Consider the following 14,568-nt stretch of genomic DNA (forward strand, 5'->3'; position numbering starts at 1 on the left):
TTTCACGCTTCCTCGCAACGCAAGCCAGTCTCTTGGCGGAATGCCAGCCGACTTTGCGGCCGCCCTCAGGGGGTCACCATGTACCTGGGCTAGAGCTTTGGTACTTCATTTTGGATGGTCCTGGCATCGCTTTTTTTGACTTGGTAGCTTGGTGTGGTGTTTGACTTGTGTGAGTCAGAGGATTAGGATTTGCGTGAACCAGAATGAAGGAGACAAGATGAAAGAGTACCGTAACTTTATCAACGGCAGGTACGTGCCGGCCCATTCGGGCAAGACGTACGAGAATCGGAATCCAGCAGACACTGACGACCTTGTCGGCGTGTTTCCAGCATCAGACAGGGCCGACGTGGACGACGCTGTGGCCGCGGCCAAGGCGGCTTACCCGAGGTGGCGGCAGGTGCCAGCTCCACGGCGCGGTGAAATCATGCGCCGGGCAACTGAGAGGCTGATCGCACGTAAGGAAGAGTTTGCCCGGGTCATGACCCGGGAGATGGGCAAGGTCCTGAAGGAGACCCGAGGGGATGTGCAAGAGGCGATTGACACCGGGCTCTACGCAGCCGGCGAGAGCCGTAGGTTGTGGGGCACTGTTGCGCCTTCGGAACTGCCTAACAAGATGGCTTTTGTTACCCGTCAACCAATGGGTGTGTGGGGGATGATATGTCCGTGGAATTTTCCAATGGCGATTCCTTCGTGGAAGCTGTTTCCAGCACTGACCTGCGGCAATACTGCGGTGATCAAGCCGGCTACCCTGACGCCGGCCTCGGTGCATAACTTCGTTGAGTGCCTGGCTGAGGCCGGAGTGCCCGAGGGGGTTGTGAACGTCGTGTACGGAACCGGGGCGGCGGTCGGCGAGGCGCTGCTCAATCATCCTGAAGTGTGCGGGGTGTCGTTCACCGGTTCGTCTGAGGTTGGCCGGCGCATCGCAGAGGCGTGCGGCAGAACGCTGAAGCGGTGTTCGCTTGAGCTTGGAGGCAAGAATGCGCAAATTGTGCTGGACGACGCAGACCTTGACCTTGCACTTCAGGGTGTGCTCTGGGGTGCGTTCGGCACCACAGGGCAACGCTGTACTGCTACTTCCCGGCTTATTGTGCAGGCCGGTGTGTACGACCAGATGCTTGAGATGGTTGTGGACCGCGCGTCGAAGCTCAAGGTTGGTAATGGGTTGGACGAGACGGTTGAGATGGGGCCGTGCGTGAGCGAGGTGCAGCGTCAGACCGTGCATTCGTATGTCGAGATCGGCAAGAAGGAGGGAGCGAAGCTTGTGTGCGGCGGTGAACCCCTGAAGGGCGGGGCATATGACAATGGGTTCTTCTACAAGCCCACCGTGTTTGCGGATGTGATGCCCGAGATGAGAATTGCCCGAGAGGAAATATTCGGGCCGGTGCTCTCAGTCATCAAAGTCAAGGATTTCGATGAGGCGGTGCGCGTGCTCAACAATACGCCGTACGGCCTGTCGTCATCGATCTACACCCGGAATGTGAATCTGGCGATGAAGGCCATAGAGTTGATTGAAGCCGGGATTACCTACGTGAACGCGCCAACTATCGGGGCCGAGTGTCACATGCCGTTCGGCGGAGTCAAGGACACGGGCAACGGCCACCGCGAAGGCGGCTGGACCGCGTACGACATATTCTCCGAGCCGAAGACGGTTTACATTGACTATTCTGGCGCCCTGCAGAAGGCGCAGATAGACAATGCGGAGTACTGACGACGGTTACTTGATTAGCCCGAGCCAGTCTCCAAGCAAGAACTGCAGCCGGCCGATGAAGAGCGAAATCCGGGCCATTACCGTGTAGCCGAAGGACGCTCCAAAGCCGACCATGATGAAGATAATACCCAGATAGCTTATTGGTTTCAGTGCACCCCTACGTTCCGCCGAGAAGAAGAAGTAGCTCACCGTGGCAATCACTCCGACGAAGATGAGAATCGCCCAGGCCGCGGTGTCCCAGTGCGCGAAGTGAGCGCGGGTAATGATGGTGGCGCGGAGTTGCTGGATGATTTCGGCGTCAACCGCGCGGGGTATCGTTGCACCTGAGCTATAACCGAGCACGATGGCAATCGGGATGCGAACGAGCCAGGATACCTTCGGGATGAACCGGGTGAAGTAGAGCGCGCCGATAATGGCGATGGCGATGAGGTAGAGCTTAGTCCAGAAATGTGGACTGCGACTGACCGGGTCGAAGAGTGATGGTACGAGGATGCGGTGCCAGTAGAAGGTAATGGCGTAGCCGTTGGCCAGACCGACGTAGAGGTGTTCGGCAATACGGTAGAACGGGTTTTCGCGGTAGAGGAAGGAGAAGATGGCAAGCGTGAGGATGGCGGCAATCCAGACCCAGGGGTCGGTGGAGATGTTCACGATTTCCTCCTCTTGCTGGCAAAGTAGGCAACGTTGCCGATGACGATGAAGGCCATTATCGCAAGGTGGGCCGCGGTCTGGGAGGACATTGCCTCGGTGCCGCGGTTACGTAGGGTCCAGTCCATGCCATTCTTTTCCATCCGGTTGGCGACAAGTTCCTCGTATTCTGCCGCGCCTTTCATGCCGGCGAGCATGCCGATGAACTGTCCAGAGTTGACGTAGGGATAGAAGTCGGCGGCCGAGACCGCGGTTATGCCGCATCCCAGGCGGACGCCAAACTGAACCTGGGCATAGTTGATCCAGGAGCGTGGCAGAGCCGAAGCAGCCACGGATACGAGTACACCAATGTCGTCGTAGTTGCGGATTTCTGCAGATATCGGTAGGTCGTCGGTACGGCTGCCATAGTAGTCCACCGGAAATACCTTGGTGATACGTTCGCCCATACCTAACATGACCGTCAGAAGCGGAGTGGACCAACCCCAGAATACGTAGTCCTCGCCGTTGATCACCGAGTCTTCGTGGGTTAGGGCGTGCTGGTTGAATTCGGCGGTGACTTGGCGGATTGCCTCTTCGCCCAAGCCCAGGCCATACACCTGCATCGCAAGTACGCCGACCTTGTGCTTGGTGGCAAACGCGTGGCGCAGCATCGCGACAACCATTGGCTGAAGTTCAGCCCGGGTGTCCGGCGTGAAATCTACTGAGATGACCAGTGCTTTATCCTCGGGCATGGTGTCAATGTAGTTGAACAGCCGCTCGACCGGCGTCATGGCTCTGGGTCTGATCTTGAACGGAACGAGGAGTGGGATCAGCACAACGACAAACACCACCAGGTATATCCAACGTCGGTCTATCGTTTGCAACCGGACTAACAGATTCGGGCGCGCGGTTGGTTTCTGCGGCATCATTTGCCACCTCCTCCACCGAGCCAGCCGCGTTCAATACCGAGGATTATTTTGAGCGAAGTTGCAAAGATGCCGAGTTCGACTCCGAACAGGATGCCACGTTTGGACGCGGTGTTGGGCACGGCGAGAATCCATTCGGCGAAAGCGGGAAGGTCTTTGTGAATCATTCGACCAAGCGGTACGGCGCCAAGCATCAGGATGAACGCTGCGGCTAAGAGCATGGTCGCCTCGACGTTGCGGGCCCGGAACGCCCGGTAAGCAGCCGAGGACATGAAGAACGCCAGGAGTGAGAACATCGTGGCTGCAAGCGGCACCATCATGTTAGAGTAGATAGTCTGCATGTGGAACGAAAATGAGCCGATGTGGGTGGGTAGGATACCGGGTCGGTTCGGGTCAATACCGCCGAACAACCCGATAATAGCACTAACAAACAGAGCACAGACCGTTATCCACGAGTACTGCCAGTGAGCAGCCCGGCGCCGGATTTTCAGAAAGTGGTGCTGGAGGATCGAACCGACACCGAGCACAAGGCTGAATGCGGCGATGATGCGAAGCACGTCGTTGCGCATCGTGGCGTCCACGGCCTGCACCGTGGCATGCGGCACGAAGAAGGCGATGGCGCCGAAGATGCCGGTTATCAGCACGAGAATCAGTGGTAATCGTCGTTGCATGAGTTTCCTCCTCTAAAGCAGACCGGCGACATCAAAGCCCGTAACCAGGGCGATGAATGAGCCGATGACTATCAGGATGGTGATGAGCGCCTTGGAATAGTCCTGGCCCTTCATTGCGCCGACCAGCATAGGCTCGCGGGAAAGGTAGGCCGAGGCGGCGTAAAGTTCCTCACCAATGAGCGTGTAGTCGCAGGCGGTGATGAAGAAAGGCAGTTGGGCGATGGCGTCGGTGCCGGCAATCTGAATCGCGCCGGTCGCGGCACCGGTCTCGGCCAAAATCAGCGACTCGGCCCAGAACATGCCGATAAGAAAATTCGTGGCCGGCTTCTCGCGTGTCATGATGCCGTCCACGGCCGCGGCAAAGGCAAACTGCTGGTCGGTCACGTAGAAGACAATATCCTGATGAAATGCATCAGGACGACCGACTGAAGTGTAGGCTTCTTTTACCACCTCGCGGGCTACGGTATATACAATCGGGTCGGTATTCGGTACGATGAGCGGCGTTCCGAACTTAGCAGTCTTCTTGGCTACCTCGCTCAGAATGTTCAGGGACGCGATGGTGGCCACATCAGCAATTGAGGACAGACCAGGTACGTAAAGTGTCGGTCGGCCCATCTCGGTGGCGCGGCCAAGGGCTTCCTCGACCGCGTCCAGTCCGGCGATGCGGCGGATGAACAAGTTGCGGTCCCGACGCGCCACATTGATGAACGTAAGGAATATTCCGGCTAGGACCAGGGACCCAATTAGTGCAGGCAGTGTGTCCAGGTTGAACCACTGACCTGAGCTTGCCGCGTAGGATGATGGCTCGGACTCTGCTGATTCTGACTCGCTGAGGGCCAGGACCTTGTAGCGAAACTCGATGTGACTTTCGGCCTGGTCATCGCGGAACCGGGATGCCAGGCGGCCGACAAAGCCCAGTGTATCCCAGCTCTCAGAACCACGGGCCTGGCGCAGGACCTGATAGCCAAGCACTGCCGTGTCTGAAGACCGAGTCCAGGTTACAAGTATCTTGCCGCCTTCGTCGTTCGGCACGTCTCGTGCGGTCACCCCAGTGGGCGGTGAAAGCGTAACGAGCAGTACCACGAGGCTAAATGGCAGTATCATAGACTGTCCTCCTTGGGCGTGAGTTCTCGGAACCGCAAAAGTGGAGATGACATGATATCACAACGGAGCAGAAGTCTATTTTGGCCCAAAGCCAAGTCAAACCGTTTTGCAGCCGGACCAGCGTCTGCGCTCAGCTTCCATTCGGGCGAGGTCGCGCCTGGTGATGCCGGTCGGGTATCGGCCAGTGAAACAGGCTGTGCAGAACTCTTGTCGGCTGACCGGGCCACCTACCGCATCCACCAGGCCGTCATAGGTCTGATACACCAGCCCATCAGCACCGATTGCATGTCTGATTCCCTCTTCTGACCGGCGCTTGGCAATGAACTCCCCGCGTGTCATCATGTCAATCCCGTACACGCAAGGATAGCGTAAGGGTGGTGCGGTGATGGCAAGATAAACCCTGTGCGCGCCGGCTTCGCGTACCATCTGGACGATTTCCCTCGAAGTGGTACCGCGTACAATGGAGTCGTCCACCAGGAGTACGTCCTGACCCTTTACTTGGGAGCGGACAGGGTTCAGCTTCTGCTTCACCGACAAGATGCGCTGTTTCTGTCCGGGCATGATGAAGGTGCGGTGGATGTATCGGTTCTTGATTAGTCCCTCGCTCAACGGCACACCAATGGCCGGTGCAAGTCGGTTGGCGGCGGCCCGGGCTGTGTCCGGTACCGGGATGACCACGGTTGGCCTGATTCCTCGGCGCATCACTTCCTTGGCCAGATTCTCGCCCAGGCGCTGCCTTGCCTGGTACACCTCGATGCCGTCCATGACCGAATCAGGCCGGGCAAAATACACGTACTCAAAGATGCAGGGCCGGTGTGTTACCGGCTTGAGCTGACGCGAGTGGACCCGGTGCTTCGCATCTATGAATACTGCTTCGCCTGGCAGCACGTCACGGAACGAGGTGAAACCAAGCCGGTCCAGTGCGACACTTTCGGACGCAAAGCAGAACTCACGGCCCCGGCGGCCGAACACTAGTGGCTTGATGCCGCGTGGATCGCGAAAAGCCACCATGCCCTGGTCTTGAATCAGGCCGACAATCGAGTACGAGCCCCTGACGCGGCGGAACACAGCCTTGACGGCGCGGAATACCGAGTTTGGGTTGAACCGGGACAGCTCCGTTCTCTCCAGCTCCATGGCGAAGACATTGAGGATTGGCTCGAGGTCAGAGAAACTTGCGAGCTGACGCCGGTCGCGGCAGGTCAGGTCGCGGCGCAGGTCAAAGTAGTTCGTGACGTTGCCGTTGTGGACCATCGCGATACCGAACGGATGATTCACTGAGAATGGCTGCGCATCCTCGTCCGAGCCCGGGCCGATGGTCGGATAGCGCACATGTCCGATTCCGCACGTGCCAGTAAGCCGGGCGAGATTTTTCTCGTTGAAAACCGCGGCTACAGTACCGTTACCTTTCTTCAGGTGGAACGTAAGGTCAGAGGTCAGGATGCCGGCTGAATCCTGGCCCCGGTGCTGAAGTGCTACCAGTCCTTCAACCAGACTGCCGGCAACCGGCTTGTTCAGGTACAGTCCAAGCACGCCGCACATGGCCGAATTCTAGAGGGCCGCACAGCCGAGTCAAATAGAACCAACCGATTCGGTCCGGCAGTCTGATAGCAAACAAGAGGTAGCACCAGTTCAGGGCACCGGGCCAAGAAAACTGTGATTGTACTTGTTACGCAGAAGGAGACCGTGGTGCATCTCACTCGGCCGCACCCAGGCTCCGACGCCAAGTCCAATGACGGCACTATCTCGCGTTGCCCCTGGGGTAGCGGCAAAGTTTACCTTCACGTAAACTTCTAAGGCTTACGCCGCAGACGACTAGGCGAGAGCGTCATCCGCCAGTAAGTTCTTACCTATCGGTGCGTTAGCCCTACGAACAGACTCTGAAATGCCATACATGGGGGTCATCTGGCAGATGGTCTGCAAGGCGGTTTGGGTGGATGTCACCATCATGGTTTTCCTCGTGGTTTCACCCGCGGTTCGGGTCATTGTCCTCCAAGTCGCTTTCCTCGCAGCTTCCCTGATTTCAAGCCAGGCGGTGGGATAGGTTGTCCTACCAGCTGCGGTCCAAGCCGCCTGGCTCATAGCTTGGACAGTCGCTCGGCTCGTAGTTCTCCTCATTGTCTGCCAAGCTGCTTGGCCAAGCGTTCCACCTGTTGCGGTCCGAACTGCCTCGCGAACTGCCCGGCAATGCGTTCTACCCGTCGCTTGGCCTGCCGTTCGTCACTTCGCGGGTATCTTGGCCTAGCAACCTGTTGCATCTACCGTCTCCACCCGCCGTCTGTCTGATTATAGCCTTCGATGCTGCTGCTCCAACTCGTACGATATTTGACGCATCGGAAGACTTCCTAGGACCGCCTGCGGCCTGGCCGCATCCGAAGGCAGGTATTCGACATTGATGGGTCGTGGGGCTCACGGGAAGTGCGAGCGCAACGCCCGCAGCATATCGGCCTAGTGTGCCCTGACGCCTGAGACGGGATGGACGCCGTCGTCCCTTCCGCGATTTCGGCCGCGGGCTAGAATGCCATCGTCGAGCCATAGGTCGCAGTACCGAGGCCCCACGTCTCGTGTACGCGTCGGAGGTGAACCTGGGCGGCAGCCGTATCGTGTGATACCCCGATGGAGTGCGTCGGCTGCTTGACACAGCCGGTCGCGCCAATATCCTCTGGTCTGATGAGCAAGGTCAGCACGCCCAAGGCGGTCGCAGCTCTGGTTGAGCGGTTCGAACGGGACCGGAAGGTCTTCGAGTCCGGCGGGTACCAGGAAGAACAGCTCCGCGTCGAGTCCCGAACCCTTACTTCGAGGCCCAGGGGTTGTAAAGCGCGCTTGGACCTGTCTGGCGTCGCCGGCACTGTGCAGCAGTTGCGTGTCGAGAGATAAGGAGTAGACTGTCGTGCTGATGAAGAAAACCTCTATTTCTTTTGACTCTCTGCTCGGCATCCTGGCTGAGAGCATCGACTTCGAGTTCGGTACGTTTGAGTATATCCCATGGGCCGAGTTCTTGCTGAACCCTCGGCGGCTGCGCGGGAGCGACTTCCTGATGCGTTGGTCACAAGGAGAGTGGAGTGAATCCCGACTTGTCGAGGCGGTGAACTACACCAGGAGATACTTCGCGTTACCATACGGCCCGAGCGGAACGGCGCCATCGGGTGATGTGCGCGCCTACGAGTTGTACTTTGAGAGGCTAGCGCAGGCGGGTCTCGATAGTATCAAGCGCCCGGACCTGCTTGTCTTCAGATACTCAGACGCTGAGAGAGTAAGGAGAGACGTGAAGAGACTGGGCGGCAATGCCGGGCTTCCGTTCATTAGGGAACAGGAGCTCGCGCCGTTGCTGGAACGGGCCGTGTTGGCGGTGGAGTGTGAAAATAGTCTGTGGCGGTCCGAACGTATGCCTGACTTTGGCACCGAACTCTCTCCTCAGAAGCGCCTCGGCGGGAAGCCGGGGTTGAAGAAAACTGCGGTCGTCCCGACGGTAATCATCAAAGAGGAAGACCGGAAGCGGCTTGTCGACTGGCAGCAGCAGCATCGAATCCCGATACACGTGTGGCACGTCTTCTTTGACCGCGCGTATGGAATAGCGATTGATGAGGCAGAGCGTCTCATCAAAGCCGGCCTGATACAACCCACCACACAGGTTTTCCAGGCTCCAGGCGGTGCAACAACGACGAAGCTCATTTACAAGATATACTACCACTATGCCTACGAGCTCGGCCGCGCAGTTGAAGAGCCGATAGCGGAACCGCGGTGTCTTGAAGACAAGAACGGCCACATCCTGCCCTATGTTGTCTTCAAAGGGGGCAGACTGAAGTTGAGCCCGGCTGCGATAAGAGTGTTGGATGCCTTAGCGGTCTAGATGGCTATTGCCGCAGGACAGCGCTCCCGTCGCTGGGTCCAGCGAGAAGCTCTTAGAAACAAAGGGCAGTTCTGGACTCCGAGCTGGGTGGCAGATGCAATGGCATCTTATGTCTGTGCTTCAGGCGATAAGGTTTTCGACCCTGCGGTCGGGACTGGGGCATTCTACGAGGCAGTACGGCGAGTGGCTCCGGCCCGGGGCGACCGCCTGAGATTCTACGGCATAGACGTTGACCCTGACATTGTTGCCGAAGCTTCTGTCGCCCTGCGTGCTGACGGCGAACGGTGCCGGCTTGAACAGCGCGACTTCATTCTCGACCCGCCCGAAGGGCCGTTCAGCTCAATCATCGCCAACCCGCCCTACATCCGTCACCACAGACTGACCCCGGAACTCAAGGACCGGCTACGTTCCATGAGCCTGCGGGTGAGCGGCATCAAGCTGGACGGCCGAGCAGGGCTGCACGTTTACTTCCTAATCCAAGCCCTTGCCTTGCTCGCGAAGCGAGGACGGCTGGCGTTCATCATGCCAGCCGATACGTGTGAAGGCGTGTTTGCCCCAAGCCTGTGGCGCTGGATCACCCGTACGTACCGCCTGGACTGCGTGATTACGTTCTCGCCCGAAGCCACGCCGTTCCCGGAAGTGGACACAAACCCCGTGGTGTTCCTCATTGAGAATGCCGAACCAAGAGAACGCTTCATATGGGTGAAGTGCCGCGTGCCTGGCACGAACGACCTCAGGCGGCTTGTTGAATCAGACTTCAACGAGCACAACTCTGAAACACTGACGATGAGCAGACGTTACGTAACAGAAGGGATTAAGCGTGGTCTTTCCCGGGACCCGACACAAATGGTCGTCTGCTCTCATACGCTCGGTGATTTCGCCACGGCTGTGCGCGGCATAGCCACAGGGGCAAACGACTACTTCTTTCTCACCGAACGCGAAGCGCTGCGCCGAGGATTACCGGCTGACTTCCTTGTGCCGGCGCTAGGCAGGACCCGCGACGTCAGAGGCGATCGGGTAACCAATGAGACCATGTCGGAACTGGCCCGGGCCGGCAGGCCGACGTTGCTTTTCTCGCCCGATGGTCGTCGGATGCAGGACTTTCCGCTGCCAGTCAAGGACTACCTGAAAGAAGGTGAATCGTCCGGGCTGCCTAGAAAGCCGCTCATAGCTACCAGGCGACCGTGGTACAAGATGGAGAAACGGCGAGTGCCACCGTTTCTGTTTGCGTACCTAGGGCGACGGAACGCCCGGTTCATAAGAAACGAGGCGGGTATCATACCCCTCACAGGTTTCCTGTGCGTCTATCCTCGATGCAACGACGCAGCATTTATCGAGAGGCTATGGTTCATCCTGCGCCACCCGGATACTCTGAAGAACCTCCCTCTCGTGGGGAAATCGTACGGCTCGGGCGCTCTCAAGGTCGAGCCACGTGCGCTCGAGAACCTGCCCATCCCTGACACGGTCGTCGAGGCGGCAGGGTTCGCGAAGCTCCTGACTCGGCGGGACCAAGTCCTGTTTCCAGAACTGGCGGTCGTGGCCCGCGAAAGGCCGCCGGCATACAAGTGCGACGCGACCCACAGCCGGCGTGCACCGGACCAAGCTGTCAGTCGCAAGCGCGGCAAGCCCAGCACGCGCAATCGCAAACAAGAACGGCGCAAGTAACGCATGCTCGGCGAATTCAACATCGAAGGGGGCCGTGAGGGACACTTCCCATATTTCGGAGCGATGTCAAGGTCCGGCATGACAGATGGTCGAAATGGTCGCGGTGACGCCGGCTAGAGGCCGCGGCCTTTGAACTCCGGGGTGTAGTCGCGCTTGGCTGAGGAGAGGTCCTGGCAGTAGCCTTGTTCGAACCCGAGTTTGAGCAGGTAGGAACGGACTTCTTCGTATTCGGCTGGGAAGAGCCGGCGGTCCATGCCGGGTAGTTCTGCAGCACGGTAGGTCGGATAGTACTGGGCCATTAGGCTGATGTGGGTGCGGGTGCCGAGGTTGTCGGCAATCCATTCGAGGATGGCTTTGCTGTCGTCGGTATGGCCCGGAAGGACAAGGTGACGGATGATGAGGCCTTTCTCTATCACGCCGTACTCGTCGTAGCGGTTTGTGCCGACTTGTCGTTTCATTTCCATTATGGCCGGCCCGGCATACTCGGCGTAGTTCGGGGCAGAGGAGAAGTCCTTTGACAACTTGGGCGAGAAGTACTTGAAGTCGGGAAGGTAAACCTGAACAAGACCCTCCAGTCTGAGTAGGGTTTCCACTTTCTCGTAACCGTTGGAGTTCCAGACAATGGGAATCTTCAGCTTACTGCGGGCCTGTTTGAGCACTGGAATCAACTGCTCTGAGTAGTGCGTGGGTGTGACAAGGTTGATGTTGTGTGCGCCCTGCTGTTCGAGCTCAAGCATTATGGCAAGCAACCGGTCAGGTGAGACCTGGTGTCCGTGGCCAAGCTGGGAGATGTCATAGTTCTGGCAGAAGCGGCAGGAGAGGTTGCAGTGGGTGAAGAAGATGGTACCGGAGCCGCGGGTTCCGGAAATCGGCGGTTCTTCCCAGAAGTGCAACTGGGCCTGGGAGATGATGAATTCCTCGGGGGCACGGCAGACGCCGAGCTTGTGGCTGCGGTCAACTCCACACTCGAAAGGACAGGCACGGCAAGGCATCCCAAATAGTATACAGCATACAGCATAGAGAATACAGGGGAGGAAGCGAAATCAGATTCGAAGTAGCAAATTGCAGAAGTCAGAACAGAAGACGGGAAGGAAGTTCAAGTATCAGGTTCCAGTTTCCAGGTGCCATGAGCCGGCGGTTTGCGCTTGAGCTAGTGTTTACACCGGCCAGTGATTGTCCTAGAATGGTGACGTGGAAAGGACGTGCTGCGGACTATGCACGACGCGTTACGTCGGCGTCCTGCTGGCGGTCGTGCTGGTGACTTCGGCGGGAGCAACGCAATCCGCGGATACGGGAACGGTGAGAATCGGGCTGGCGCTCTCGGGTGGCGCAGCCTTGGGGCTTGCTCACATCGGCGTTCTGAAGGTGCTCGAGGAAGAGGGAATCCCTGTTGCCTGCATTTCTGGGAACAGCATGGGTTCGATGGTTGGCGGGGTGTATGCGGCTGGTTACTCAGCAGCAGAAATCGAAAGCATCGCAGTGAACGCAGACTGGGGTACATTGTTCTCTTCTGGAGTGCCGTTTGGTGCTCGGTATCTGCCTGAACGGCAGCAGGCCCAGCGCTACGTGATTCAGCTCCGGCACCGGAATCTGTTTCCGTCCCTGCCGTCCGGGCTCGTACCCTTGCAGAACGTTGAGTTTCTCCTGATGGACCTCTTGTCCGAAATCGAATACAACACTGGGTTTGATTTTGACAACCTGCCGACGCCTTATCGTGCGGTGGCGGTTGACCTTGTTTCCGGTAAGTTGCAGGTGCTGTCCAGGGGCCGACTTTCTCAGGCAATTCGGGCGAGTATCGCGATTCCAGGGGTGTTTGCGCCGGAGCGGCTCGCAGGAATGGAGCTTGTGGACGGCGGGGTGCAGCAGTACCTGCCAGTGAGTCCTCTGAAGGAATTTGGGCCTGATTTCATCATCGCGGTGCTGACGATGAAGCGCAACCAGGAGACGGGCATCTCACTCGTGGACGTAGCTTCACGGAGCATGGACATTATCGGCGTCGAGGACTTAGCAAGACAGAAGGCCATGGCCGATGTCCTGATTGAGCCGAATGTGGACGCTTTCACTCATTCCGACTTTGCCCGCGCCAGGGGGCTGATTGCTGCGGGCGAGGCTGCGGCGCGGGCTGCGCTGCCGGAAATCAGGTTCAAACTTGCCGGTCGCAGGCCAGTGACCGAACGCAGAAAGGTTGTGACCAGACCACTCGCCAAGGTTGGCGCAGTCAGGTTCAGGGGGCTGAAGGTGACACGTGAGGCGATGCTTCGACCCTTGCTTCAAACCCGACCAGGCAGCTACCTGATTTTTCCAAGGCTGCGCGAGGACCTGCGGCGGTTGTTCAATACCGGGCTGTTCGAGGATGTGAACTACGCGCTTGAGCAAGTCGGCCCGGATTCGGTCGAGGTTACAATCGAGCTTGAGGAGCGGGCGTACGGTTTCTACTCACTCGGGCTGCGCTACGACAACGTGGACAACGTCGGGCTTGGGATTGAGGTCGGGCAGGGCAACCTGTGGGGTTCGGGTGCAAGCGTGCGCGCAGTCGTTCACCTTGGAGACCCGAATGAACTCCGGCTCGGGCTGACTGGCACACGGGTATTCAACTTTCCGTTCGGGTACAGGCTGGATGCGTTCTGGAATTCAGCCAACCGCTCATACCATTCCGTGGGCTGGGAGGCGGACTACGTCGTCGAGCAGCGCGGGGGTTTGGCTGAAGCTGGGTACATACTGGGCCGAAACGCATTCTTCGACGTGGGGCTTGTGGCATGTCAGGCGCGGTACCAATTTCCGCCAGTGCGGTTCTTCGACTCAATCCCGAAGCGGGAATGGGTTGTCGGGCCAAACTTCAGGCTGGAATCCAATACCTATGACGACCTCTTTCTGCCGACCCGCGGGGTCAGCTATCAGGTGAATGTGCTCTACTCAAACCGGGCGATGGGGTCGAGCCGACATTTCCTGAAGGCCGAGTTTGTGACTGCCCGGGTGCTTAGGCTTGGCCAGCGCATGCGGTTGAACCCGGGTGCCGAAATCGGGGTCACTTGGGGTGAGCCGGTTTGGGTGGAGCGTTTCCGTTCCGGCGGTGACAACCTGCCGGGATTCACCAGGGAGCGGTTTACGAGCCCGTACAAGGCTGTGCTCAAACTGGCCGTTGACTATCGGCTGGCAAGGTTGTTCAACCAGGACGACTACCCGCTATACGCGGGATTATTCGGAAACGTCAGCACTTTCGAATCGATTGAGCGGGTGCTGAGTGAACCGTTACCGATTTCCAGGCTGCACTGGGCGACCGGGCTGGGCCTGCTAACGAACACGCCGGTCGGGCCGCTGTCCGTCACCGCGGGTCTCGAAGACCCGGGCCGGGCCGCCTGGGCGTTTAGCGTGTTTCTCTCAATCGGCCGGGAGTTTCGCTACACGCGGTAGCGCGAGTTGCCAGTGAGTTCTGCAGGTTTGCAGCTTCCAACTACTGGCTGTTAGCGGTCGGCATCAGGCCGCTGGTGCTTCGTACCGGTGCAGGCACGGACGCAGAGGCCGCAGATGTACTGGGACACGTATCGCCGGCGCTGGAATTCCTTGAGCTGTTCGTAGCAGGCAAGGTGATTGAAGTCGGCCGGGGTTTCGCCGACGGCGTGCGCCGGGCAGGCCGCGATGCAGGCGCGACAGGAGTCGCAGGCGGATGGCTGTTCCGGACTTGGGACACGTTCCCAATTCCCAGGATGAAATCGGGTTATGTCCCCTTCTGGCGGCAGGTCGGTGAGGACGGTGACAAGGCGAACTTGAGCGCCGAACTCAGGAGTGACGAGTAGGTTATTTCTTCCGAGCCAGCCGAGACCGGCCGCGACAGCGACGCGCTTGTGCGATAGATGGCCGCGCTGGTTCTGCCAGTCCACAATCTGCGAGGCCGGAATCGGCAGGGCTTTCTTCCCTAGCGACTGAATATGCTCGGTCAGAGCTAGGGCCAGCCGGTCAAGCGCAAAGTTCAACTGGCGATAGTGGTGTTCGTATAGCTGATTGGGGCGGCCATCGAGGGTGGCG

At 58.6% G+C, this 14,568-nt stretch carries 13 protein-coding genes; 6 read left to right on the top strand and 7 right to left on the bottom strand.

Going from position 1 to position 14,568, the window contains the following annotated elements:
• Window positions 1-217 precede the first annotated feature (217 nt).
• Entirely contained in the window at window positions 218-1,708 is a 1,491-nt protein-coding gene (locus tag ABIL25_08770) for an aldehyde dehydrogenase family protein (GenBank protein MEO0082366.1), read from the top strand.
• A gap of 6 nt (window positions 1,709-1,714) precedes the next feature.
• Here the strand turns inward: ABIL25_08770 and ABIL25_08775 are convergent, their stop codons facing one another.
• From ABIL25_08775 to purF, 5 genes are all read right to left on the bottom strand, one after another.
• Window positions 1,715-2,356, bottom strand: a complete 642-nt coding sequence (locus ABIL25_08775) for a hypothetical protein (GenBank protein ID MEO0082367.1) — start codon at window positions 2,354-2,356, stop codon at window positions 1,715-1,717.
• Window positions 2,353-3,261 carry a hypothetical protein gene (locus tag ABIL25_08780; protein ID MEO0082368.1) on the bottom strand — a complete coding sequence of 303 codons (909 nt, stop codon included), beginning with the start codon at window positions 3,259-3,261 and terminating at the stop codon, window positions 2,353-2,355. The genes ABIL25_08775 and ABIL25_08780 overlap by 4 nt, the downstream gene beginning before the upstream one ends.
• Window positions 3,258-3,929: a hypothetical protein gene (locus ABIL25_08785; protein MEO0082369.1), complete on the bottom strand. Its 672-nt coding sequence runs from the start codon at window positions 3,927-3,929 to the stop codon at window positions 3,258-3,260. Before ABIL25_08785 ends, ABIL25_08780 begins: the two co-directional genes overlap by 4 nt.
• A gap of 12 nt (window positions 3,930-3,941) precedes the next feature.
• Window positions 3,942-5,033: a fibronectin type III domain-containing protein gene (locus ABIL25_08790; GenBank protein ID MEO0082370.1), complete on the bottom strand. Its 1,092-nt coding sequence runs from the start codon at window positions 5,031-5,033 to the stop codon at window positions 3,942-3,944.
• Window positions 5,034-5,129: 96 nt separating this feature from the next.
• Complete coding sequence (gene purF / locus ABIL25_08795) at window positions 5,130-6,572, bottom strand: amidophosphoribosyltransferase (protein MEO0082371.1); 1,443 nt, start codon at window positions 6,570-6,572, stop codon at window positions 5,130-5,132.
• A gap of 343 nt (window positions 6,573-6,915) precedes the next feature.
• Between purF and ABIL25_08800 the strand changes: the two genes are divergently transcribed.
• The 4 genes from ABIL25_08800 to ABIL25_08815 all read left to right on the top strand — a co-directional run bounded on the left by ABIL25_08800 (window position 6,916) and on the right by ABIL25_08815 (window position 10,545).
• Window positions 6,916-7,074, top strand: coding sequence for a hypothetical protein (locus ABIL25_08800; protein MEO0082372.1), 159 nt, complete (start codon window positions 6,916-6,918; stop codon window positions 7,072-7,074).
• 626 nt (window positions 7,075-7,700) lie between these two features.
• Window positions 7,701-7,907: a hypothetical protein gene (locus ABIL25_08805; GenBank protein ID MEO0082373.1), complete on the top strand. Its 207-nt coding sequence runs from the start codon at window positions 7,701-7,703 to the stop codon at window positions 7,905-7,907.
• 19 nt (window positions 7,908-7,926) lie between these two features.
• Window positions 7,927-8,880: an AccI family restriction endonuclease gene (locus ABIL25_08810; GenBank protein MEO0082374.1), complete on the top strand. Its 954-nt coding sequence runs from the start codon at window positions 7,927-7,929 to the stop codon at window positions 8,878-8,880.
• Complete coding sequence (locus ABIL25_08815; GenBank protein ID MEO0082375.1) at window positions 8,881-10,545, top strand: N-6 DNA methylase; 1,665 nt, start codon at window positions 8,881-8,883, stop codon at window positions 10,543-10,545.
• 113 nt (window positions 10,546-10,658) lie between these two features.
• On the opposite strand, the gene ABIL25_08820 is transcribed toward ABIL25_08815, so the two are convergent.
• The gene (locus tag ABIL25_08820) at window positions 10,659-11,537 is read right to left on the bottom strand and encodes a radical SAM protein (protein ID MEO0082376.1); all 879 of its coding nucleotides are present in this window, start codon (window positions 11,535-11,537) and stop codon (window positions 10,659-10,661) included.
• 199 nt (window positions 11,538-11,736) lie between these two features.
• On the opposite strand from ABIL25_08820, the gene ABIL25_08825 reads away from it, so the two are divergent.
• Window positions 11,737-13,956 carry a patatin-like phospholipase family protein gene (locus ABIL25_08825; protein MEO0082377.1) on the top strand — a complete coding sequence of 740 codons (2,220 nt, stop codon included), beginning with the start codon at window positions 11,737-11,739 and terminating at the stop codon, window positions 13,954-13,956.
• 50 nt (window positions 13,957-14,006) lie between these two features.
• Here the strand turns inward: ABIL25_08825 and ABIL25_08830 are convergent.
• Window positions 14,007-14,568, bottom strand: a 562-nt coding sequence (locus tag ABIL25_08830) for a reductive dehalogenase domain-containing protein (protein ID MEO0082378.1), incomplete at its 5' end; no start/stop codon positions are given.

The organism is candidate division WOR-3 bacterium (assembly GCA_039801365.1).
Lineage (GTDB): Bacteria > Hydrothermota > Tepidihabitantia > Tepidihabitantales > Tepidihabitantaceae > JBDRUN01.